General features: G+C 66.8%; 15 protein-coding genes and 1 pseudogene. 8 read left to right on the top strand and 8 right to left on the bottom strand.

Annotated features, from left to right (window positions below; genetic code table 11):
- Positions 1-29: 29 nt before the first annotated feature.
- Together APT59_RS05545 and APT59_RS05540 are read right to left on the bottom strand one after the other, a co-directional pair.
- Complete coding sequence (locus tag APT59_RS05545; protein ID WP_059313945.1) at positions 30-2,303, bottom strand: ATP-dependent DNA helicase; 2,274 nt, start codon at positions 2,301-2,303, stop codon at positions 30-32.
- Positions 2,300-3,961 (bottom strand): VRR-NUC domain-containing protein, encoded by a 1,662-nt coding sequence (locus tag APT59_RS05540; protein ID WP_059313944.1) that lies wholly within the window; start codon positions 3,959-3,961, stop codon positions 2,300-2,302. Before APT59_RS05540 ends, APT59_RS05545 begins: the two co-directional genes overlap by 4 nt.
- A gap of 185 nt (positions 3,962-4,146) precedes the next feature.
- Between APT59_RS05540 and APT59_RS05535 the strand changes: the two genes are divergently transcribed.
- The 3 genes from APT59_RS05535 to APT59_RS05525 all read left to right on the top strand — a co-directional run bounded on the left by APT59_RS05535 (position 4,147) and on the right by APT59_RS05525 (position 9,169).
- Entirely contained in the window at positions 4,147-5,424 is a 1,278-nt protein-coding gene (locus APT59_RS05535; protein ID WP_059313943.1) for a glucarate dehydratase family protein, read from the top strand.
- 147 nt (positions 5,425-5,571) lie between these two features.
- Complete coding sequence (gene bglX, locus APT59_RS05530) at positions 5,572-7,851, top strand: beta-glucosidase BglX (RefSeq protein ID WP_059313942.1); 2,280 nt, start codon at positions 5,572-5,574, stop codon at positions 7,849-7,851.
- 379 nt (positions 7,852-8,230) lie between these two features.
- Positions 8,231-9,169, top strand: coding sequence for a LysR family transcriptional regulator (locus APT59_RS05525; RefSeq protein ID WP_059313941.1), 939 nt, complete (start codon positions 8,231-8,233; stop codon positions 9,167-9,169).
- A gap of 19 nt (positions 9,170-9,188) precedes the next feature.
- On the opposite strand, the gene dld is transcribed toward APT59_RS05525, so the two are convergent.
- From dld to APT59_RS05510, 3 genes are all read right to left on the bottom strand, one after another.
- Positions 9,189-10,958 carry a D-lactate dehydrogenase gene (dld, locus tag APT59_RS05520; RefSeq protein ID WP_059313940.1) on the bottom strand — a complete coding sequence of 590 codons (1,770 nt, stop codon included), beginning with the start codon at positions 10,956-10,958 and terminating at the stop codon, positions 9,189-9,191.
- An 81-nt stretch (positions 10,959-11,039) separates the two neighbouring features.
- Positions 11,040-12,284 (bottom strand): MFS transporter, encoded by a 1,245-nt coding sequence (locus tag APT59_RS05515; protein WP_237140602.1) that lies wholly within the window; start codon positions 12,282-12,284, stop codon positions 11,040-11,042.
- A 261-nt stretch (positions 12,285-12,545) separates the two neighbouring features.
- Positions 12,546-13,682 (bottom strand): iron-containing alcohol dehydrogenase, encoded by a 1,137-nt coding sequence (locus tag APT59_RS05510; RefSeq protein WP_059313939.1) that lies wholly within the window; start codon positions 13,680-13,682, stop codon positions 12,546-12,548.
- Between the two features lie 202 nt (positions 13,683-13,884).
- Between APT59_RS05510 and APT59_RS05505 the strand changes: the two genes are divergently transcribed.
- From APT59_RS05505 to APT59_RS22875, 3 genes and pseudogenes are all read left to right on the top strand, one after another.
- Positions 13,885-14,637, top strand: a complete 753-nt coding sequence (locus tag APT59_RS05505) for a carbon-nitrogen hydrolase family protein (protein WP_059313938.1) — start codon at positions 13,885-13,887, stop codon at positions 14,635-14,637.
- Positions 14,638-14,821: 184 nt separating this feature from the next.
- Positions 14,822-15,913: pseudogene (locus tag APT59_RS22880) on the top strand (cache domain-containing protein); the annotation flags it as partial.
- Positions 15,914-16,114: 201 nt separating this feature from the next.
- Entirely contained in the window at positions 16,115-16,822 is a 708-nt protein-coding gene (locus APT59_RS22875; protein WP_420480506.1) for a methyl-accepting chemotaxis protein, read from the top strand.
- A gap of 70 nt (positions 16,823-16,892) precedes the next feature.
- Here APT59_RS22875 and APT59_RS05495 read toward each other — a convergent pair whose 3' ends face one another.
- From APT59_RS05495 to APT59_RS05485, 3 genes are all read right to left on the bottom strand, one after another.
- Entirely contained in the window at positions 16,893-18,866 is a 1,974-nt protein-coding gene (locus APT59_RS05495) for a BCCT family transporter (protein WP_059313936.1), read from the bottom strand.
- Between the two features lie 120 nt (positions 18,867-18,986).
- Positions 18,987-19,844: an AraC family transcriptional regulator gene (locus APT59_RS05490; RefSeq protein WP_059313935.1), complete on the bottom strand. Its 858-nt coding sequence runs from the start codon at positions 19,842-19,844 to the stop codon at positions 18,987-18,989.
- A 17-nt stretch (positions 19,845-19,861) separates the two neighbouring features.
- Positions 19,862-20,461: a LysE family translocator gene (locus APT59_RS05485; RefSeq protein ID WP_059313934.1), complete on the bottom strand. Its 600-nt coding sequence runs from the start codon at positions 20,459-20,461 to the stop codon at positions 19,862-19,864.
- A gap of 150 nt (positions 20,462-20,611) precedes the next feature.
- On the opposite strand from APT59_RS05485, the gene APT59_RS05480 reads away from it, so the two are divergent.
- On the top strand, positions 20,612-21,646 hold the full coding sequence (locus APT59_RS05480) for a LacI family DNA-binding transcriptional regulator (RefSeq protein WP_059313933.1): 1,035 nt from the start codon (positions 20,612-20,614) through the stop codon (positions 21,644-21,646).
- A gap of 63 nt (positions 21,647-21,709) precedes the next feature.
- Positions 21,710-22,861, top strand: coding sequence for an L-talarate/galactarate dehydratase (locus tag APT59_RS05475; RefSeq protein WP_059313932.1), 1,152 nt, complete (start codon positions 21,710-21,712; stop codon positions 22,859-22,861).
- Positions 22,862-22,913: the final 52 nt, after the last annotated feature.

The following is a 22,913-nucleotide window of genomic DNA, read 5'->3' as shown; positions in this document are numbered from 1 at the left end:
TGGGTTGAGCGCAGCGAAGCCCAACGACCTCAGGCCGGCAACGGCTCCAACAGGGGCACCGCGCCCTCCTCCACCTGCCACCAACTCGGCAGCAGTGCCCTGACCTCGGGCTGGGTGAATCTGTCGTCGATGAGGTAGAGGCAGCCGCGGTCCTGCACGGTACGGATCACCCGGCCGGCGGCCTGGATGACCTTCTGTAGCCCTGGATAGAGATAGGCGTAGCGATAGCCATCGCCGAAGCGCCGCTGCAGGCGCTGGCGCAGCTGTTCGTTGACCGGATTGAGCTGGGGCAGGCCCAGGGTGGCGACGAAAGCGCCGATCAGGCGGTCGCCGGGCAGGTCGATGCCCTCGCCGAAACTGCCGCCCAGAACGGCGAAACCGATACCACGGCCATCGGCCTGGAATCGGTCGAGAAAGGCCTGGCGCGCGGCTTCGTCCATGCCGCGCGATTGGCGCCACTGGGGGACGTCAGGTGCCAATTCGGCCAGGGCTTCGGCCACCTGGTCGAGGTAGTCGAAGCTGCTGAAGAAGGCCAGGTAGTTGCCCGGTCGCTGGCGATAGCGACCGGCGATCAGGGCGGCGATGGGTGCGCGGGAGGCGGCGCGATCGGCGTAGCGGGTGGAGAGGCGCACCAGGCGCACCTCCAGCTGCTCGGCGGCGAAGGGCGAAGCGACATCGACCCAGGCACTGCCAACCGGGATCCCGAGCAGGTCGCGGTGAAAATGCTGAGGAATCAGGGTGGCCGAGAACAGGGTGCAGCTGTGGGCCGCCGCCAGCCGCGGGCCGACGAAGGGTGCCGGCACCAGGTTGCGCAGGTTGAGTTGCGACTGCGCCTTGCCACGGCCCTTGAGCAGGGTGACATCGAACAGCGAATGATCGCCAAAGGTCTCGCCCAGGCGCATGAACTGCAGCAGGTCGAAGAACAGCGTCTGCAACTCCGGCGCCGGGGGCTGACCGGATTCGCCGAAATGCTCGGTGAGCAGACCCACCACCCGTTGCAGGGCGGTGAGGAAGGCGGCGGGCAATTCCGCCTGCACCTGGTAGTCGACCTGCTGCTCCTTGTGCAGGCGGTTCCATTCGCGATTGAGCGCCTGCAGGCCCTTGGCGATGGTCGGCGGCGCCACGCTCTTGCCGGCGGCCAGGCGGCGCTGGTCGAGGCTGGCGCTGTACATGCCGCGGGCGCGGTCGAGCAGGTTGTGGGCCTCGTCCACCAGCACCCCGACCCGCCACTCCTGGGTCTGGGCCAGGGCATGGAGCATGGCGCTCCCGTCGAAATAGTAGTTGTAGTCGCCCACCACCACGTCGCTCCAGCGCGCCAGTTCCTGCGCCAGGTAATAAGGGCAGACCTCATGGGCCAGGGCCGTCTCCCGTACCCGCGCCCGGGTCAGCTGCGTGGGTGCGGCCAGGGCAGCGGCGCGGGCGGCCGGCAGTCGGTCGTAAAAGCCTCGTGCCAGCGGACAGGACTCGCCATGGCAGGCCAGTTCCGGGTGCTCGCAGGCCTTGTCCCGCGCCACCAGTTCCAGCACCCGCACCGGTGCGGCCAGGGACTCCAGCCCATGCAGGGCCAGAGCGCGACCGGGGGTCTTGGCGGCGAGAAAGAACAGCCGGTCCAGATTCTGCCGCGGCATGGCCTTGAGCAGCGGGAACAAGGTGCCCACCGTCTTGCCGATGCCGGTGGGCGCCTGGGCCAGCAGGCAACAGCCGACGCTGGCGGCCTTGTAGACGGCTTCCGCCAGCGGCCGCTGGCCGTGGCGGAAGTCGGCATGGGGAAAGGCCAGGGTCGCCAGCGCCTCATCGCGCGCGGCGCGATGGGCCAGCTCCTGGCGCGCCCAGGCGAGAAAGCACGAGCACTGCAAGGCGAAGTGCTCAGCCAGATCGGCCGCCGTCCAGGCTTCGGTGAAGACGGTCTCGGCGCCACTGCCGATGTCGAAATAGACCAGCGCCAGGGTCAGCCCGGATAACTCACGACTCAGGCAAAGCAGATGCCCATAGACCTTGGCCTGGGCCCAATGCAGGTGACGATGGTTTCCGGGCTGGCGGTCCAGGCTGCCCCTGTGGGTCTTGATCTCTTCCAGGCGATTGGCAGCGGCGTCGAAGCCATCGGCGCGACCACGCACCTGCAGGTCCTCGAAGTCGCCCTGCAGGCTGACCTCGCGCTCATAGCCGGGACCGCGCCGCGCCGCCACCCGCTGGTGGCCTTCGATACCTTCCAGGGCGGTGGGCGACGGGGTGAACCTGAGGTCCAGGTCGCCGGCCTTGGCGGTGAATTCGCAGAGGGCGCGAACGGCGATGCGATAGCTCATGCGGAGGTCGCGGCCACCTGCCACTGCACGTGGCAGACGCTGACCGGGATGTCGTGGGCGGCGAAGAAGTCCAGCCAGCGGCGCTGGTTGTCCTGCAGGCGGTCGCCCGGGCCCTTGACCTCGATCATCCGGTAGCGGCCTTCCGCCGGCCAGAACTGGATCAGGTCGGGCAAGCCGGTGCGGTTGTTTTCCGGATCCTCCAGCAGTCGCTCGAAGCACAGCCGCAGGTGACGTGCCGGCAGGCAGGCCAGGGCCTGGTCGAGCAAGTCGCTGCCGAGGATGCCCCAGGCGACGAAGGGCGAGGCCAGGCCGCGCTTGGCGGCGAAACGCTCGCGGATCACCGCCGCGTAGGAGCCATCGTCCAGCCGCGCCAGGCAGGTGGCGAAGGCCTCGGCGCGGCGTTCGCGGAAGCCCGGCAGACGCAGGTCGGCCGGCTCGCGCTGATAGGGGTGGAAGAAGGCGCCGGGGATGGCCAGGAAGATGGCGTCCCAGCACAGCAGGCCGAAGAGGCTGGTAAGCAGGGTGTTTTCCACATAGTGCACCGGTGCCTCGTCGCGGCCCAGGTGCTCGCGCACCAGCCACTCGACCCGGCGCAGGCCGTCGTTGACCAGTTCGAAATCGAGGCGCTCCACCGGGCTGGCGGGGCGGCGCTTGTTGGGCGGGCCACCTTGCTTGCGCACCAGCCGCGGCAGGATACGCGCCACCTGCTGGCGCTCGGCGTCATGGGCCGGTGCGGCGGCGATGGCTTCCGCCAGCGCCTGGGCGGCGGGCCAGTCCTCCAGGCGTTCGAGCATGCGCAGGGCGCGAATACGCGACTCGGGATGCGCCGAGGCGGCATAGAGCGCCTGCGCCTGGGCCAGTTCGCCGAGGCGCTCGTGGTGCTGGGCCAGTTCGTGGAGCAGCTTGCCGCGGCGCAATTCCAGCCAGGTGTTGGCAAAGCGCTCGGCGGGCAGCAGCGGCAGCAGCTCGGCGGCTGGCAGGCCATCGCGCAGCGCCTGGCGACAACGCTGGATGTGCAGATAGGCATCCACCTCGTGCCGCTGCCCGAAGGCGCGGGATTCGGCACTGAAGGCCACCGTCTCGTACTGGAAGATGCCCAGATCGGCCAGCACGAAATCGGTCCAGTCCTGGTGCAGATTGCCAAAGAACAGCAGGCGCAGGCGGTCGCAGAGGTCCATCAGCGTCAGGCGCCAGACGCCCTCCTCCACCAGCTCCGGCACCGTGCCGGCCCAGCCGCTGAAGGCCAGGGGCGTGGCCTGCTCGGCCTCCAGCCGCGCCAGCCAATCTTCCTTGCGACCGGCCTTGGGCAGGCGGCTGCCGAAACAGCCGAGCAGTTCTTCCTTGCGCAGCAGGGCGAAGAGTTCGATCAGGTGCAATTCGGGATCGGAAAGCAGCCAGCCAAGGTCCACCAGCGGCAAGGCGGCGGCACGGGGGCAGCCGATCTCGCTGTACACCAGCTTGCTGGCGCGGAACACCTCGCCCTTGCGCATCACCAGGCGCACCAGCAATGCCCGCGAGGGCTGTGGCAAGTCGGCGAAGGCCGCGATGAAACCCTGCTCGTGGTCGTCGAGCAGATCGGGATAGCGCAGGGCAACCCAGTCCAGTACCCGCTGGAAGTTGTGCAGATAGTAGAGGGGATCTTCGAGCGGAGCGTTCATGACGACACGGGCAATAGGCGAGCGGCTGGCTATTTATCCAGCCCCGACCGGAGCGGGCAACCCTGAAGCGATGCGCGGTCGTTCGCCCGGGCGGTCGTGCGATTTCCAGGTTGAAGAAGCCGACCAGTAGTCATACGATGACTGACAAAGACCGCCGTCATAATTACAAGTCCAGGAGTCTGAGCGTGAAGATCAAACGCATCAAAGTCACCCCCATCGCCTTTCGCGATGCGCCGCTGCTCAATGCCAGCGGCATCCACGAACCCTATGCGCTGAGATCCATCATCGAGGTGGAAGGCGACAACGGCCACATCGGCCTCGGCGAGAGCTACGGCGACGCCCCGGTGCTGGCAGTGCTCAAGGCCATGGAAAGCAGCCTGGTCGGCCTCTCCGCCTGGGATCTCAATGGCCTGCGCGCGCGGGTGGTGGAGACCGTCGCCAGTCTCGCCGGCGGCGTGGTGGCCGGTGCGGAGCTGGCGCCCGGCTCCCATCCGAGCAAGCAGGTGGCCAATGCCTATTCCGCCTTCGAGGTGGCCTTCCTCGATCTGCAGGCACGCTCCCTGGGCATTCCGCTGGTGGAGCTGCTCGGTGGCGCGGTGCGCCGCGAAGTCCCCTTCAGCGCCTACCTGTTCCTCAAGTACGCCGAGCACATCGACGCCCCCTACCCGCCCGATCGCTGGGGCGAGGCCATCAGCCCCGAGCAGGTGGTGGCCCAGGCCGCGCGGATGATCGAGGAGAACGGCTTCCAGAGCATCAAGCTCAAGGCCGGCACCCTGCTTGGCCCGGATCACGAAGCGGCCTGCATCAAGGCGCTGCGCCAGGCCTTTCCCGAGGCACCGCTGCGCATCGACCCCAACGGCAACTGGTCGCTGGAAACGTCGCTGCGCATCGCCGAGGTCCTGGCGGGCGACCTCCAGTACTACGAGGACCCGACCCCCGGCCTCGACGGCATGGCCGAACTGCATCGGCGCACCGGCATTCCCCTGGCCACCAACATGGTGGTCACCGACTTCGACGAATTCCGCCGCAGCGTGGCGCAGAACAGTGTGCAGATCGTCTTGGCTGACCATCACTACTGGGGTGGCCTCCGAGACACCCAGATCCTAGCGCGGATGTGCGACACCTTCGGCCTGGGCGTCTCCATGCACTCCAACTCGCACCTGGGCATCAGCCTCATGGCCATGACCCATGTGGCCGCCGCCGTGCCCAATCTCGCCTATGCCTGCGACACCCACTACCCGTGGCAGGAAGAGGACGAGGAAGTCATCCTGGGCGGCAAGCTGCCGATCCGCAACGGCTGCGTGGCGATCACCGACGCCCCCGGCCTGGGTGTGGAGCTGGATCAGGAGCAACTGGCCAAGCTGCATGAGCAGTTCCTCGCCATCGACATCCGCAGCCGCGACGACGTGCGCCAGATGCGCAAGTACCAGCCGGACTGGGAGACGCGCAAGCCGCGCTTCTGACGCCTCCAGCAGCCCACCCGAGCCCGGACGACCGGCCCCGCGCCGGCCGTCGACGGCTCCGCCTCCCGCCCCTTCGCTGTGTACAATCGGCGGCGCACGACAGTGCCCAAGAACAACGAAAAAATACGCACAGGGAATCGGGGGAAGATGTTGAACGCACCACGCCTCACCGCACTCATGCTCGGCCTGGGACTGGCCATCGGCGCCACCCTCGCCTCGGCGCAAGACGCCGATCCGGCGCGCGCCTACGTCGACGCCCTGCTGGCGAAGATGACCCTGGAGGAAAAGATCGGCCAGCTCAATCTGGTGAGCGTCGGGCCGGACTATCCCAAGGAAGCCATCATGGCGGACATCCGCGCCGGCAAGGTGGGCGCCATGTTCAATACCGTGACCCGCCCCGACATCCGCCAGATGCAGGACCAGGTCGTGCACAGCCGGCTGAAGATCCCGCTGTTCTATGCCTATGACGTCATCCACGGCATGCGCACCATCTTCCCCATCAACCTGGGCCTGGCCAGCACCTGGAATCTCGACGCCATCGCCACCAGCGCGCACATCTCCGCCATCGAGGCGGCCGCCGACGGCCTCGACCTGACCTTCTCCCCCACCGTCGACGTCACCCGCGAACCGCGCTGGGGCCGTACCTCCGAGACCTTCGGCGAGGACACCTGGCTGACCTCGCGCATCGGCGCCACCCTGGTACGCGCCTACCAGGGCAACGACCTGCGCGCGCCCGACAGCCTGATGGCCAGCATCAAGCACTTCGGCGGCTATGGCGCAGTGGAAGCCGGGCGTGACTACAGCAACGTCGACATGAGTCCGCAGCGGCTCATGCAGGACTACCTGCCGCCCTATCGCGCCGCCGCCGAGGCCGGAGCCGGCGCGGTGATGGTGGCCCTGAACAGCATCAACGGCGTTCCAGCCACGGCCAATCGCTGGCTGCTGCAGGACCTGCTGCGCAAGGACTGGAACTACAAGGGCCTGGTGATCAGCGACCACGGCGCCATCAACGAACTGGTCTTGCACGGCGTGGCCAAGGACACCCGCGACGCCGCCGAGCAGGCGCTCAAGGCCGGTGTCGAGCTGAACATGCACGACGACGTCTATGGCAAGCAGCTGCCCGCCCTGCTGGCGGCCGGCAAGGTGACCCAGGCCGAGATCGACCAGGCCGTGCGCGACATGCTGCTGACCAAGTATCGCCTGGGCCTGTTCGACGATCCCTATCGTCGCCTGCAGGGCCAGGACCCGGTCGACACCAACGCCGAATCGCGCCTGCACCGCGCCGAGGCGCGCCAGGTGGCCCGCGAGAGCCTGGTGCTGCTGAAGAACGAGAAGGCCGTCCTGCCACTGCGCAAGGGCGCCACCCTGGCCGTGGTCGGTCCGCTGGCCGACAGCCCGCGCGACGTCATGGGCAACTGGTCCGCCGCTGGCGTGGCCGCCCAGGCGGTCTCCATCCGCCGTGGGCTGGAAAACGCCGTGGCCGGCCAGGGCGCGGTGCTCTATGCCAAGGGCGCCAACCTGCTGGACGACCGCGATGTGCTGGCCTACCTCAACTCCTATGAACCCGCGGTCGCGGTGGACCCGCGCAGCGCCAGCGAATTGATCGCCGAAGCCGTGGCCACCGCGCGCCAGGCCGACGTGGTGGTGGCCGTGGTCGGCGAGTCGCAGGGCATGGCCCACGAGGCCTCCAGCCGCGCCCGCATCAGCGTACCCGACACCCAGCGCGAGCTGATCAAGGCGCTCAAGGCCACCGGCAAGCCGCTGGTGCTGGTGCTGATGAATGGCCGCCCGCTGGCCCTGGAATGGGAACAGGAGCAGGCCAATGCGCTGCTGGAAGCCTGGTTCCCCGGCACCGAGGGCGGCAACGCCGTGGCCGATGTGCTGTTCGGCGACCACAACCCGTCCGGCAAGCTGACCATGACCTTTCCCCGCGAAGTGGGCCAGGTGCCGCTGTACTACAACCACCTGAGCAGCGGCCGGCCCTTCGACGCGGCCAAGCCGAACAAGTACACCTCGCGCTACTTCGACATCGTCAACGGCCCGCTCTACCCCTTCGGCTATGGCCTGAGCTACACCACCTTCGACGTCTCGGCGCCGCAGCTGTCCAGCGCCACCCTGAAAAAGGGCGACACCCTGACTGCCAAGGTCACGGTCAAGAACACCGGCACCCGCGCCGGCGCCACCGTCGTGCAGCTCTACCTGCACGACGTGACCGCCTCCCTGGCGCGACCGGTCAAGGAGCTCAAAGGCTTCCAGAAGGTGATGCTGCAACCAGGCGAAAGCCGCGAGCTGGACTTCCCCCTCACCGAGGCGGACCTGCGCTTCTACAACAACGACCTCAAGCTGGTCTCGGAACCGGGCGAATTCAAGGTGATGGTCGGCCTGGATTCGGAGCGGGTGCGCGAGGGAAGTTTCACGTTGCTCTAGGGGGCTGCCCTCACCCCAACCCTCTCCCAAAGGGAGAGGGGGTAAAGCGTGCATCTTGATACCGCCCCACCTCCCTTCACGCTTTTACCGCCCCCTCTCCCAGGGTGAGAGGGGATAAAAGCGTACCTCTCGATGCCGCCGCCTCCCTTCGCGCCTTTGCCGCCCCCTCTCCCTCTGGGAGAGGGTTGGGGTGAGGGAAAGGGTACGCACCTTGAATCCGGCCCGCTGGGCTTTGCTGCGCTCAACCCAACCTACACAGGTTCCGTAGATTGAGTTGCGGGCGTTCTATCGCCACAGCCCAGCAAACCGAGCCAAGCCGCGTACCTGCTGCTTATTGTTAAGGATCTGATCGCAGCCACTGCGGTATAACCTTCGATCAATGAAGAATCTCGCCAGTCTCAACTCCATCATGTCCCGCCTGCACGCCAAGCAGCTGCGCCTGCTCATCGCCCTGGCGGAAAAGGGCTCGCTGCTCAATGCGGCGGACGGCCTGGGGCTCACGCAGCCGGGCGCCAGCAAGGCGCTCAAGGAGCTGGAATCCACGCTGGGGGTGGAGTTATTCCTGCGCACCAACCGCGGCCTGCTGCCGACGCCGGCCGGCACCTGCGCGATTCGCTTCGCCCGGCTGATCCAGGCCGACCTGGACAACCTGCGCCATGAGCTGCACGCCATCGCCAGTGGCTCGGGCGGCAAGTTGGCCATCGGCACCATCATGGGCGCCGTCCCCCTGCTCACCCATGCCATTTCCCGGCTGCTGGAGCTGCAGCCGCGGCTGTCGATCGAGGTGGTGGAGGACACCAGCGAGAGTCTGCTCGGCCTGGTCGATCAGGGGCGGCTGGATGCCGCCATCTGCCGGCTATCGGTGAGCGACAAGCCCGCTGCCTACGACGCCCTGGTCATCAAGGACGAGTCCCTCGCGGTCATCGCCCATGCCTCCCATCCGGCGGCTCAGCGCGAGCGAGTCGAGCTGCAGGATCTGTCGGACAGTCGCTGGGTGGTCTATCGGGCCAACATGCCCATGCGCCGCACCTTGGAGCACGAGTTCTTCGAAGCCCAGCTGCCGTTTCCGCTGCACCTGATCGAGACCACCTCGGCGCTGACCACCCTGTCGCTGCTGAGCCGCAATCCTCGGCTGGTGGCCCTGGTCTCGGTCGAGGTGGCGGACTATGTCTGCCAGCATGGCCTGGTCAGTCGCCTGCCGCTGCAGCTGAGGTCCCACAGCGAGCCCTATGAGCTGGTCTCGCGGCGCAGCGCCCAGCAGAATCCGGCGTTCGAGCTGCTCGTGGAGTCGCTCTACGCGATCCAGCAGGAGACCTGAGCACGCTCAAGGACGGCGGTCAGGGCGTGTCGCTCGTCTCCGCAGGCTCCGCTCTGGCAACGGCAGCCGCCGCGGCGATGGCCTCACCGGCATGCTCGGCGCAACACTCGTCCTGCCAACGATAGCGGCGCGTCAGCCGACCGATGCCGGGATTGAAGGCATTGGTCGGATCGAGCTGGCGATAGTGCCGCTCCAGTTCGGGCGCCGCCTCGTAGAGGTGGCCGACATTGTGCTCGGCCGGATAGCGGGCGCCGCGGGCGTCCAGCAGGGCCAGCAGGCGACGCTTGAGCACCGCGCAGTCGCGCCCCTTCTTCACCAGGTACTCCTGGTGCAGCACGTGGCAGAAGAAGTGCCCGCAGTACATGGTCACCTCGATCTGTTCCGCCAGCTCTGGCGGCAGGGTCTCGAACCAGTCCTGGGTGTTGCGCGGCAAGGCGATGTCCAGGGCGAGGATGTCTTCCACGGTATCCCGGTGCACCGCCCGGTAGCGATTCATGGCGTTGCCGACCGCGAAGCGATTGAGGAAGGCGGCGTTGCCCTCCTCCACGCTGCACTCGATGAAATCCGCGTCCGCGCTGGGCAGCCAGGCCTGCAGATAGGCACGCGCCTCGTCGATGCCCTCTTCGCCCATCTTGAGCAGCAGATGATGCTCGAAGCGCTCGGCGAACGCATTGAGCCGCGCCGGCAGATGCTCGGGTAGCGGCGCGGCGAGGCGTTGCAGGAGTCGGTCGCCGAGCTGGGCGCTCAGGCCCAGGCGTTCGCTCAGGGCATCGAAGCGGGTCTTCCAGGCAAAGGCCTGGGGCACCCGCTGCGCACCGCAACGCTGGATGAAGAGAAACAGATCCTTGCCGTAGGTGCGACTCAGCTCATAGGCCGTGCGGTGCATGTACTCGCCGGCGATTGGCAGAGAGGTGAAATTGACCAGGATGTGCCGGCGAATGGCTTCGAGATCAGCGGCTCGGTTGGAGCCTATGTAGAACACCCGGGTGTTGCGATCAGCGGCAAAGGTATCCAGGCGCAGGGCGAACACGGCGAGCTTGCCCGCCGAGCCCGACGCCTCGTACAGCCGCCGCGGGTCGGCGTTGTAGCGGGCCGGCGTGGCGGATGTCACGTCGCGAACGTGGCGGGCGTACTCGCGATCGGAGGCCATGGCCCCGGCCGGGTCCTGCACGGCGCTGTCGTCGAAACGCCCCTCGTCGAGCCGGCTCAGGATCTCCTCAGGGGTGTCGCCCAATTTCAGGCCCAGATGATTGACCAGTTGCAGCTGCCCGGCTTCGTCGATCCGGGCGAACAGTGACAGCTGGGTGAAGGCCGGGCCGCGGCGGATCAGCGAGCCTCCGGAGTTGTTGCAGACGCCTCCGGTGATGGAGGCACCGATGCAAGTCGAGCCGATCACCGAATGCGGCTCGCGCCCCAGGGGTTTCAGGGTCGTTTCCAACTGGCTCAGGGTCACGCCCGGCTGGGACACCACCTGCTCGCCCTGGCGCAGCAGGGCCAGGCGGGTCAGGCGCAGGGTGTTGATCAGCACCACCGGGCGGTCGTAGCCCTCGGCCACCGGGGTGGAGCCCCCGGTCAGGCCCGTGTTGGCCGCCTGGCAGATGATGATGGTCCCGGCTTGGTGACAACGCTGCAGCACCCGCCACATCTCCAGCAGGCTGCCGGGCTGCACCACGGCGAGTACCGCCCCGCCGCCATAGCGGATCCCCAGGCGGAAGCGGCGGGTCGCGGCGTCCCCCTGCAGGACGTGGCGACGCCCGACGATGGCTTGCAACTCACTGACCAGATCCATGACGCCCTCTTCGCTGGCAAAGGAAACGGGAGCGAGCAAAGGCCGCTCCCGCTCGGAAACGCGCGGGTAGCGCCGGCGCGATTACTCGGCCAGCATCCCGGCATTCGATGGCACGGGCCGCCGGGTCACCCACAGCATCAGCGCCGCACACACCAGCAGGCAACCCCCAAGCAGCATCAGGCCGACCTGCGCCGAGCCGAACAGGGTCGTCAGCAGGCCCAGCAGATAGGGCCCGGCGAAACCGCCGAGATTGCCGAAGGAGTTGATGAGGGCAATGCCGGCTGCGGCGGCGGCGCCCTGCAGGAAGGCCCCGGGCAGTCCCCAGAACAGTGCGATGGCGCTCAGGCTGCCACCTACCGCGAAGGCGACGCCCAGGATCATCAGCAGCAGCTGCTGGGGGAAGGCCGCGCAGAGGATCAGGCCGATGCCAGCCAGCACCGACATCAGGGCGCCATAGGCACGCTGGTTACCCGTGCGCTGGGCCTGGCGGGTCACCCAGACCATGGTCACCGCGCCGAATACATAGGGGATGGCGGTGATGAGGCCGATGTCCAGGACCGAGGCCACCCCGGCGTTCTTGATGATGGTCGGCACCCAGAAATTGATGCCGTAGTTACCGAGCATCAACAGCACGTAGATGGCGGTCAGCAGCCAGATGATGGGCAAGGCAAAGAGCCGCTTGAAAGGCACGCTGACCTTCTCCGAGGCGTCCACGGCGAGGCGCCGGGTCAGCTCAGCCTTTTCCTGCTCGTTCAGCCACTTGGCATCCTGGATGCCGTTGTCTAGCAGGCAGAGCACCACCACCCCGATCACCACGGCCGGTATGGCCTCGATGACGAACATCCACTGCCAGCCCGCCAGCAAGCCGCTGCCGCCCATGTAGTACATGATAGCGCCGCTGAGCGGACCGCCAAAGATGAAGGACACCGGATTGCCGAGGATGACGATGGCCATCATGCGGCTGTGCAGCGCCGAGGGAAACCAGTAGGTCAGGTAGAGGATGACCCCGGGAAAGAAGCCGGCCTCGCAGACGCCGAGCAGAAAACGCAGGCCATAGAAGGTCATCTCGTTGCTGATACCCAGCAGTTGGGCTATGGGACCGGTGAAGGCCATCAGCGACGAGACCAGACCCCAGGTGATCATGATGCGCGCGATCCACAGCTTGGCGCCGACCCGATGCAGCATCAGGTTGCTGGGAACCTCGAAGATGAAGTAACCGATGAAGAAGATGCCGGCGCCCAGGCCATAGGCCGCATCGGACATGCCGAGATCGCCGAGCATGGCGAGCTTGGCGAAGCCGACGTTGACCCGGTCGAGATAGGCGATGATGTAGCCGAGCAGCAGCAGGGGTAGAACCGCCAGGCGACCTTGCGATAGAGCGGATCGAACTGCACCGTGGGTACGGCGGTATCAGGATTAGCCATGAGGTTTCGCGTCCTTTAGTTGTTGTGATTGCCGCGCGAGGGTCTTGCATAACGGTCGTCTGTCATCCGCATCCTGTTGCCGCCCCGAACGGATTCGAGGACAGGCGGCAGACCTGCGGACGACACGGCAGCGGAAAAGCTTTCCGCTACGGATGTCCAGGCCTCAGAACGAGGCCTGGATCAGCTGGGCGTAATCATCCGCCGTGGCTTCCCGGGGATTGGTCTTGTGGCTGTGATCGGCCAGGGCGCCAGTGACGATGCGCGGGATGAGCGCCTTATCGACGCCCATCTGCCCCAGGCCCGTCGGCAGGCGCAGGGCCTCGGCCTTGTGCGCCAGCGCCTGTTCCACCGACAGCTGCGCGGGCAGCTGCATGGCCTGGGCGAGCCGTTCGAGTTTTTCCTCGCGGACCACCGACTCCGCCCCCCGGTTGAAGGCGACCACCGCCGGCAGCAGCACCGCGTTGAGGGTGCCATGGTGCAGGCGCGGATCGATGCCCCCCAGCGAATGGCTCAGGCTGTGCACGCAGCCCAGCCCCTTCTGAAAGGCCAGGGCGCCCTGCAGCGAGGCGCTGAGCATCTGGGTGCGGGCTTCCAGGTTGCTCGGCTCATTGAAGGCCAGCTCCAGATGGCGCCACGCACGGCGCAGGCCATCCAGCGCGATGCCCTCGGCCGGCGGATTGAAGCCGGGAGCGAGAAAGGTCTCGATGCAATGGGCCACCGCGTCCATGCCCGTCGCGGCGGTCAGATGCGGGGGCAGGCTGAGCGTCAGCAGCGGATCGCAGATTGCCACGCGCGGGATGACATGGGGCGAAAGGATGCCGACCTTGCGACCATCATCGAGAATGATGATGGCGCCTCGCCCTACTTCGCTGCCGGTGCCCGCCGTGGTCGGAATCGCCACGATAGGCACCGTTGCCGCGGTGATCCGCGCCAGCCCGCCTTCGATGACCGCGAAGTTTTTCAACGGCCCCGGATGGCGCGCGGACACGGCGATGGCCTTGGCCAGATCGATGGGCGAACCGCCGCCAACGGCGATGATGCCGTCGCACTCCGCTTCCAGAAAACAGGCCACCCCCTCGCGAGTAGCGGCTTCGGTGGGGTTGGCTGGGGTAGCGTCGAAGACCCGGTAGGCGGCCAGGGAATTCATGTCCAGCAGCTGCTCGATGAGACCGGCCGCCACCACGCCACGATCGGTGACGATCAGCGGTCGCTGGAAGCCCAGGCGCGCGCTGACTTCGGCTAGCTCCGCGGCACAGCCGGCGCCGAAGCGGATCTCCGTTACATAGTTGATTATCGCCATGACCCGTCCTGTTATTCTTGAAATTGATAGACGGCCCGACTATAGCGGCGCGCTCTTGGCCTAAATACTGAGAGGTAGCGATAGCGGTATAACCTGGAGGCAACCCGGCTTTGGCCAAGGGCAATGGGGAAATCCCGCTTGGGCGCCCAGCGCTAGCTTCTGCCAGCCCTTCCCGGCCGCCTCGACTTCCCCTGGAGTTCCGATGTCCAGCCCTACCCTCGCCGCTGCCCAGTCAATCTCGATCCCCGGTAATCTCACTGCCAACCTGCGTAGCCATCTGGACGTCGTCACTGCGGCGGCCGAGGCCGGGGTGACGTTGCTGCTGTTTCCCGAGTTGTCCCTGACGGGCTACGAGCCGACCCTGGCGGCGGCGCTGGCACTGGAGCCCGCCGATATCCGTCTGCTGCCGCTGCGCGAAGCTTGTCGCGCAGCTGGGCTCACGGCCGTGGTCGGAGCGCCGGTCCAGGGTCCGACGGGGCTGCAGATCGGCGCCTTGATCCTGGGGGCGGACGGCAGCTGCCGCGTCCATACCAAGCAATACCTGCATCCGGGCGAAGCGCCGCCCTTCGTGCCGGGCAGCGGTGGCGAACTGCTGGAGCTACCAGGGTTGAAGGGCGCCCTGGCCATCTGCGCCGACAGCAACCAACCCGCCCACGCCGCTGCCGCCCGCGCCCGAGGCGCCGACCTCTATCTGGTCTCGGCGGTGATCGGGGCGACCGGCTATCCCGCCGACAGCGCCCAGTTGGCGGACCATGCCCGGCGCCTGGGCATGGCCGTGCTCATGGCCAATCATGGCGCTCCCACCGGCGGCTATGCCTGCGTGGGCCGCAGCGCCTTCTGGCAGGCCGACGGGCACTGCCTGGTAGCGGCCCCCGGGGATGGCCCCTGCCTCGTGGTGGTCCGCCAGCAAGGAGACAACTGGCAAGGTGAAAGCCTGCCGCTGTCGATCTGGTAGAACCATCGACCAAAAACCGGCCATAGGGTCACTTCACGACCTGTCACAGCGCGCGGTATCTCATTCACCCTGCGACTAAAGGTCACACATCAGACGCCGATAAGGCTCTGACATCCGCCTTTCCCACGACCGCATCGGATGCCTTTCGCAGCGTGAACGACGCTGTAACCGCAGGAGCGACATCATGGCCTTGAATACCGTTCGGACCCGCTACACCCTGATCTTTCTAGGCTTCATCGGCGCCACCCTCGCTGCCACCGTCATCGGCATCCGTCTCTGGGTGACCCCGGACCTGGTCGCCGCCGGTGAATCCACTGTGCTTACCCGGGTCAACGAGGTCGGCACCCGCATCTATCGCGAACTCAATCAGATCCAGGCGCAACAGCGCTCCATCACCCAGGCCGTGCCGCTGCTGGACAGCGCCGCCATCGACCGGGTGCTGCCCGGCCTGGTGGACCAGTACGGTGACACCAAGGTGTTCGGCGGCGGCATCTGGCCGCTGCCCAACCAGCGCGAGCAGGGCCGCGACAAGTTCAGCACCTTCTATCACCGCGATGCCAGCGGCAAACTGATCGTCAATACCCACTGGAACTCGCCCGAGGCGCTCAACTACTGGGAGCAGTCCTGGTTCCAGGCCGGCCTCAAGGGTCCTGCGGGCCAGTGCGTCTGGGCCGCCGCCTACAAGGACGCCGCCAGCGCCGAGCCGCGCACCAACTGCGCCATGGCCATCCAGCGCGACGGCAAGGCCTTTGGCGTGTCGACCGTCGACCTGACCCTGGGCTTTTTCAACCCGCTGGTGGAGCAGCTGCGCAAGGATCTCGACGACACCGACATGATGATCGTCGAGGCCGATGGCAAGATCCTCAGCAACCTCAGCGAACTCGGGGATTCGCAGATCCTGAACAACGTCTCGGCCTATGGCGCGCGTTCGCCCTTCGTCGCGGCGATCCAGCAGAATCTCGGCAAGCTCAAGGGCGAGGCCGTGGTGCGTGACAACTACGTCGACGAACACGGCACGCCCCACACCTTCTTCCTGCGTCCCCTGGCCGGCACGCCGTGGCTGCTCGCCACGGCGCTGCCCACCTCGCTCATCGCCGCGACCAACACCGGCATCCTCAAGACCCTGGCGGCGATCCAGTTGCCGCTGGTCCTGCTGCTGGTGGCGGTCATGGTGCTGGCGCTCGGCAAGCTGATGGGTCGCCTCGGCCTGCTGCAACGCAACATCGAATCGCTCTCCGCTGGCGATGCCGACCTGACCCGGCGCATCCCGGTGCACGGCAAGGATGAAGTGGATGCGGTGGCGGGCGCGGTCAATGGCTTCATCGGTTATCTGCAGCGGCTGATCGGCGAGGTGGGCGACGCCACCGACCGCATCGACACCGGACTCAAGCAGCTCCATGGCCAGGCCCAGCAGAACGGCGCCATCCTCGCCCGGCATGCCAGCGAAACCGACCAGGCGGTGACAGCCATCACCGAGATGAGCGCCACCTCCGACTCCGTGGCTCGCAGCGCCAGCGACACCGCCACCCTCACCCAGGCTGCCAATGGCCAGGCCGAGCGTTCCCGTGCGGTGGTCCAGCAGGCCTCGGCCAGCGTCCTGGCCTTGGTGGATCAGGTGGAAGACGCCACCCTCAAGGTGCAGGCCATGCAGGGCGATGCCCAGCGCATCAATGACGTGCTCGGGGTGATCGGCGAGATCGCCGGCCAGACCAACCTGCTGGCGCTCAACGCGGCCATCGAGGCGGCCCGTGCCGGCGAGCAGGGTCGTGGCTTCGCGGTGGTAGCCGATGAGGTCCGTGCACTGGCCGGTCGTACCCAGCAGAGCACCGCCGAGATCAACGAGATGCTCGGCCGACTGCAGCAGGGGGTGAGCTCCGCGGTAGCCGCCATGGAAGTGACCAAGACCAGCTGCCAGAGTACCGCCGAGAAGACCCGCGAGGTCACCTCTGGCCTGGACGAGATGAACGGTTCGGTGGTGCGCATCAGCGACCTGTCGACCCAGATCGCCGCGGCGGCCGAAGAGCAGAGCGTGGTGGCCGGCGAGATCAACCAGAACATGGTCGCCGTGCGCCACATGGTCGACGACCTGGTCACCAGCGGTCAGCGCACTGCCGAGAGTACGGCTGCCGTGCAGTCATCCAACGAGCAGTTGATCGCCGTGGTCCGGCGTTTCCGGGTGAAATAAAAAAGACCGCTGCCAGTTCGGCAGCGGTCCTTGGGTATCAGCGGACCGGGCGCAAGGCCCGGTCCTCGTTTCAGCCCACCAGATGCAGGAAGTGCATGTGGCGTTCGTACTGATCGAGGATGTCGCCGATGACGTCCTCGCGCGACCAGCCCATGACGTCATGGTCCTGGCCACCCTCGCGCAGATAGACCTGGGCGCGGAAGTACTTGCGCTCCTCCCCCGGCTCGCTGCCCATGACGAAACTGGGCATCGCGTAGGCATGGGGTCTTACCTGGTAGACGAACTCCGGCTGATCGGCCGGGCCAACGCTCAGGCGCACGCCGCCGTCATCACGATCCTCGACGCTGCAGATATAGCCCTGCTTGCGCCATTCCTCGGCCACGGCCAGGCATGCCGGCTTGGCGACCTCGGTGATGAAGCGCACTACGTGGCTACGACGTGGGAACATGGCCAGACCGCGCAGTCGGCGCTGCCAGCCACCGGGAGACCTCATGGTTGGCGGCGAGATACCCAGCGCCTGGTGGCGCAGACCGCGCTTGGTGGCGTCCAGCTTGAGGGCCTTGAGCAACCCATGCATGCTGAACAGCAGGGCGATGGTGAACGGCAACGCACTGGCGATGGTGGCGGTCTGCAAGGCTTTCAGGCCATCAGCCAAAAGCAGTGCAATGGCCACCAGGCCCATGCTGGCGCCCCAGAACACCCGCTGCCAGACCGGTGTCTGGTCCTGCCCGCCCGAGGCCAGCATGTCTACCACCATGGCGCCCGAATCGGCCGAGGTGACGAAGAACACCACCACCATGACGATGGCCACCATGGAAATCGCACTGGCGAAGGGAAAGTGCTCGAGAAAGGCGAACAGCGCCAGGGAGCTGTCCTGGGACACCGCGGCGGCCAGATCGGTAATCCCCTCGGTGAGGATCATGTGGATCGCCGTGTTGCCGAACACGGTCATCCACAGCAGGGTGAAACCCGCCGGCACCAGCAGCACGCCAGAGACGAACTCGCGGATGGTCCGCCCGCGCGAGATACGGGCGATGAACAGGCCGACGAAGGGCGACCAGGCCAGCCACCAGCCCCAGTAGAACAGCGTCCAACCGCCGATCCAGTCGGTGGGTCGATAGGCGTTGAGGTTGAGGGTGCGGCTGACGATCTCGCTGAGATAGCCGCCGGTGTTCTCGACGAAGGTTTGCAGGATCAGCACGGTCGGGCCGAGGATGATCACGGTGAGCATCAGCAGCACCGCCAGGCCCAGATTGAGCTCCGACAGGCGCCGTACGCCCTTGTCCAGGCCCGAGACCACCGACAGGGTGGCCAGCGCCGTGGTGATCACGATCAGACCGATCTGCACCGGGGTGGACACCGGTACGCCGAACAGCACGTTCAGGCCGGTATTGATCTGCGACACGCCGAAGCCCAGGGACGTGGCGACCCCCAGCACCGTACCGATGATCGCGAAGATATCCACCGCGTGGCCGATAGGGCCGTAGATACGCTCGCCGATCAGCGGATAGAGCGCCGATCTCAGGGTCAGCGGCAAGCCGTGGCGGTAGCTGAAGTAGGCCAGGATCAAGGCGACGATGGCGTAGATCGACCAGGCGTGCAAACCCCAGTGGAAGAAGGTGATGCGCATGGCCTGGCGCGCGGCGTCCACTGTCTGGCCATCGGCATAGGGCGGGTTGAGAAAGTGCATCACCGGTTCGGCGACGCCAAAGAACATCAGGCCGATGCCCATGCCGGCGGAAAACAGCATGGCGAACCAGGTGGTGTTGGCGTAGTCCGGTTCGCTGTGGTCCGGACCGAGCTTGATGTCGCCATAGCGACTCATGCCGAGAAACACCACGGTGCCGAGGATGATGGCCACGGCGAGGATATAGAACCAGCTCAGGTTGGTGATGATCCAGCCCTGGATGGCAGCGAACAGCCATTGGGCATTGGCCTGGAACAGACTGGCGTAGAGCACCAGTATCAGTAGTAGCAGAGTCGAGGTCCAGAAGACCGGAGGACTGAAGGTGGGACGGGCGGCAGATTCTCCCTGGCCGGTCATAAAGGGGCTCCTGTTTATGAAGTGCGCACAGGTTGACTGCCTTCAGCGGCAATCGTTTCGCCGGCGACGCTTCTGGAACCGTACACGCCGCGGTACGGGATGGCCGCAATCGTTATGGCGCTAAGGGTACGCCGTACCATCCGCCGCAGACACGCCGGGGCGTTCGGCCAGTCCACGGAACCAGCGTCCCGGCGCGATCCCGAAGGCCTGACGGAAATGTTTGGTCATATGACTCTGGTCGCAGAAACCTGCCGCCACCGCCGCCTCGGCTAGCCCCTTCCCCAGACGCACCTCCAGGCGCACCCGGTCCAGACGACGCAGGGTCAGGTAGCGGTGCGGACTGGTGCCGAAGTAGGCGCGAAAATCGCGGGTCAGACTCCAGCGATCACGTCCGGTGCACTGCGCCAGGTCATCGAGGGTGACGGCCTGGTCGAGATGGTCCTCCAGGTATTCGCGGGCGCGCAGCGCGGCAACGAAGTCGACCCGGCCACGACTGGGCCAGGCCTGGCAGACCTCCGCCAGGGTGGCGACCAGTCCATAGAGGGCATCGTCGCGACCCAGGGCATCGGGGTGCTCGTCGAGGGCGGCGAATACCGCATCGGTAGCCCGCGCCAGGCGCGGATCCAGGGAAACGCCCTCGCGATGGAAGGGCAAGGGCCGCCCGCCGAGGATGTCCTGCACCAGGGCCGGCGGCACATAGAGCATCCGATAGCGAAAGCCGCAGGCGGCACCGGCGCGGCCGTCGTGGACCTCGTCCGGGTGAAAGACCATGGTCTCGCCCGGCAGGCTGCTGGCCTTGGCGCCGCGATAGGAAAAACTCTGCACCCCGGCCAGGGTGCGACCGATGGCGTAGGTCGCATGGCGATGGGGATTGAAGGCGTGGCCGCTGAAAAAGGCTTCGATGGATTCCAGCTCATCGAAGGCCGGAGCGTGGCGTACCCAGTCCGTGGCACCGGGTAGTTCGATCTGGGTACTCATGGCGACTCCTCCGGCGCTCAGCCTAGCAGACCGCGCCACGCATCATGGAACAGCAGCAGGGCGCAGCCGACCAGGCTCAGCCCCAGCAGCAGGTTCACCCCGCGCAAGCCGCGTCCTTGCACCAGGTAGCGCCCGAGCAGCGCCCCGAGCAAGGCATAGCTCGCCGGGGCGCCACCCGCCGACAGGGCCAGGGGCAGCGACCAGAGGACGATCTTGCCTCCCGTCACCTGAGCCGCCGGAAACATCACCGTGGCGATGGGCAGCACCGCCAGCCAGCCCTTGGGATTGAGTCCCTGGATCAGCAGGCCGCTAGCGAAGGTCAGCCGCGTTGCCCCGCCCTCTTCGTCCGCCGTTGGTGGTGCGGCCCGGGCGATGCGATAGCCGAGGTACAGGCAGTAGCCGCCGCCCAGCAGCGCCAACCAGGGCAGCAAGGCGCCCGAGACCAGGGCCGCACCGGCGTAACCCAGCGTCAGGAACAGGATCAGCATGGCGCAGCCCACCCCAGCATAGAAACCCAGGGCCCGCCGGGCCTGGCCCTGCAGACCGGCGTTGAGGCCCAAGGCGTTGACCGGACCGGGGCTGTACATGACGCTCAGGGCGTAGAGGATGATTTCCAAGGGGCACCTGCCAGAGACCGAAAGGGATGCCCAGGCTAGCCAGTGCCCCAGGTCCCTGGCTTGTACATTCGTGGCTGTCCGCTGCTTCACCTTGAGGGTCATCATACAACCCGGCAGAATCGAGGCTCCCATCCGTAGCGGAGGCCTCCCTTGTCCAGTGATCGCAGCGCCCCGCCCTGGCGTGGTCGCGCCGACGGCAAGCCACCGACCCTCAAGGACGTCGCACGCCTGGCCGGAGTCTCGCCGATCACTGTCTCCCGTACCCTCAACCAACCGGAAATCGTCCGTCCGGTGCTGCGCGAAAAGGTCTTCCGCGCGGTGCGCGAGAGCGGCTACCAGCCGGCCATGCTGACTACCGGGGCGATGCCCCAGGACAGCCGGCTGATCGCCGTGCTGGTGCCCACCATCGTCAATTCCATCTTTGCCGACACCGTGCAGGCACTCATGCAGACCTTGACCGAGGCCGGCCACCAGACCCTGCTGGGCCTGACCGACTATTCCGCCGAACGCGAGGAGCAGTTGCTGGACACGCTGCTGCGCCGCCGTCCCGATGCCATGGTACTGACCGGCACCCTGCACACGGCAGCCAGTCGCCTGCGTCTTTCCCAGGCCGGCATCCCGCTGGTGGAATGCTGGGACCAAGGCGAGCGGCCGCTGGACATGCTGGTGGGTTTCTCCCATGCGGCGGTGGGCTGCGCCATCGCCGCACAACTGCTGGAGCGCGGCTATCGCCGCTTCGCCAGCCTGACCCTGGATGATCCCCGGGGACGCCTGCGCCGCGATGCCTTCCGTGCCGAACTGGCCCGCCAGGGACTAGGCACGCCGCCCGAGGTCAGCCTGCCGCCACCGGCCACGCCGGTGCTGGGGCGCGAGGGCCTGGCTCGCCTGCTGGATGCCGGCGAACACCCGGAGGTGGTGGTCTGCAGTTCCGACACCCTGGCCCATGGCGTGCTAGCCGAGGCCCATGCCCGCAACCTGCGGGTCCCAGAGGACCTGGCCGTGATGGGCTTCGGCAACCTGGCCAGCGCCGCTCATCTGCTTCCGGCGCTGAGTACGGTGGACGTGCGTGGTGCCGACATGGGCACCCATGCGGCTGCGGCCCTGCTCGCCCGCCTGGCGGGCGCCGAGGCGTCGCGACAACGGGATACCGGCTTTGAATTGATCATGCGCGAGAGTACGCGCTGACGCTTGAATGATTGCGTAATCAGCTTAGCGTCCATGACTCCTGTCTCGCCAAGAGTCCCTGACATGTCCGATAACTCCTATAGCGCCGACCAGGACCGCATCGCCTGGGTCCGCCTGTCTTCCGTATTCCTGCCGCTGGCCAATCCCATCAGTGACGCCAAGGTGCTCACTGGCCGGCAGAAGCCGATGACCGAGATCGCCATCCTCTTCGTCGAGATCGAGACCCGCGACGGCCAGCGCGGCCTGGGCTTCAGCTACGCCAAGCGCGCTGGCGGCCCCGGGCAGTTCGCCCATGCCCGGGAAATCGCCCCGGTGCTGCTAGACGAGAATCCCAGCGACATCCAGAAGCTCTGGACCAAGCTCTGCTGGGCCGGTGCCTCGGTGGGCCGCAGCGGCCTCGCCACCCAGGCCATCGGTGCCTTCGATGTGGCCCTGTGGGATCTCAAGGCGCGTCGAGCCAACCTGTCCCTGGCGCGGCTGCTTGGCGCCCAGCGTGATTCGGTGCGCTGCTACAACACCTCCGGTGGCTTCCTGCACACGCCGCTGGAGCAGTTGCTGGAAAACACCGACCGCTCCCGCGAGCAGGGCATCGGCGGCATCAAGCTCAAGGTCGGCCAGCCGGACTGGGCGGTGGACCTGGAGCGCGTCGCCCGCGTCCGGCAGCACCTGGGCGACAGCTTTCCGTTGATGGTGGACGCCAACCAGCAATGGGATAGACCCACCGCCCAACGGATGTGCCGCCGCTTCGAGGAATTCGACCTGATCTGGATCGAAGAGCCGCTGGACTGCTACGACGCCGAAGGCCACGCCGCCCTGGCCGCCACCTTCGACACGCCCATCGCCACCGGCGAGATGCTGACCAGCGTGGCCGAGCACCAGGAATTCATTCGCCTGCGCGGCGCCGACTTCCTGATGCCCGATGCCCCGCGGGTTGGCGGCATCACCCCCTTTCTCAAGGTGGCCGCCTTGGCCGAACAGGCTGGACTGATGCTGGCGCCGCACTTCGCCATGGAATTGCACGTGCATCTGGCCGCCACCTATCCCACCGAGCCCTGGGTGGAGCATTTCGAATGGCTGGAGCCGTTGTTCAACGAACGCCTGGAAACCTGTGATGGCCGGATGCTGGTACCGATCCGCCCGGGCCTGGGCCTGTCCCTCAGCGAAAGGGTGGCCGGCTGGACAGCGCAGGAAGCGGAATTCGGCCAGCGTGGCTGACACCCGCTCTGGCACTCGAACTCCGCCGGGGTATGGCACTCTATCCAGGCCA

Origin of the sequence: Pseudomonas oryzihabitans (genome assembly GCF_001518815.1) — a bacterium.
Classification (GTDB): Bacteria; Pseudomonadota; Gammaproteobacteria; order Pseudomonadales; family Pseudomonadaceae; genus Chryseomonas; species Chryseomonas oryzihabitans_E.
Note: the sequence above shows the minus strand (reverse complement) of the source record. Positions and strands in the feature narration are given on the sequence as shown.

Coding starts and splice junctions, on each gene's coding strand:
- APT59_RS05545 (WP_059313945.1), bottom strand. CDS start 2,303: ATGAGCTATCGCATCGCCGTTCGCGCCCTCTGCGAATTCACCGCCAAG.
- APT59_RS05540 (WP_059313944.1), bottom strand. CDS start 3,961: ATGAACGCTCCGCTCGAAGATCCCCTCTACTATCTGCACAACTTCCAG.
- bglX (WP_059313942.1), top strand. CDS start 5,572: ATGTTGAACGCACCACGCCTCACCGCACTCATGCTCGGCCTGGGACTG.
- APT59_RS05525 (WP_059313941.1), top strand. CDS start 8,231: ATGAAGAATCTCGCCAGTCTCAACTCCATCATGTCCCGCCTGCACGCC.
- dld (WP_059313940.1), bottom strand. CDS start 10,958: ATGGATCTGGTCAGTGAGTTGCAAGCCATCGTCGGGCGTCGCCACGTC.
- APT59_RS05510 (WP_059313939.1), bottom strand. CDS start 13,682: ATGGCGATAATCAACTATGTAACGGAGATCCGCTTCGGCGCCGGCTGT.
- APT59_RS05505 (WP_059313938.1), top strand. CDS start 13,885: ATGTCCAGCCCTACCCTCGCCGCTGCCCAGTCAATCTCGATCCCCGGT.
- APT59_RS22875 (WP_420480506.1), top strand. CDS start 16,115: ATGAGCGCCACCTCCGACTCCGTGGCTCGCAGCGCCAGCGACACCGCC.
- APT59_RS05495 (WP_059313936.1), bottom strand. CDS start 18,866: ATGACCGGCCAGGGAGAATCTGCCGCCCGTCCCACCTTCAGTCCTCCG.
- APT59_RS05490 (WP_059313935.1), bottom strand. CDS start 19,844: ATGAGTACCCAGATCGAACTACCCGGTGCCACGGACTGGGTACGCCAC.
- APT59_RS05475 (WP_059313932.1), top strand. CDS start 21,710: ATGTCCGATAACTCCTATAGCGCCGACCAGGACCGCATCGCCTGGGTC.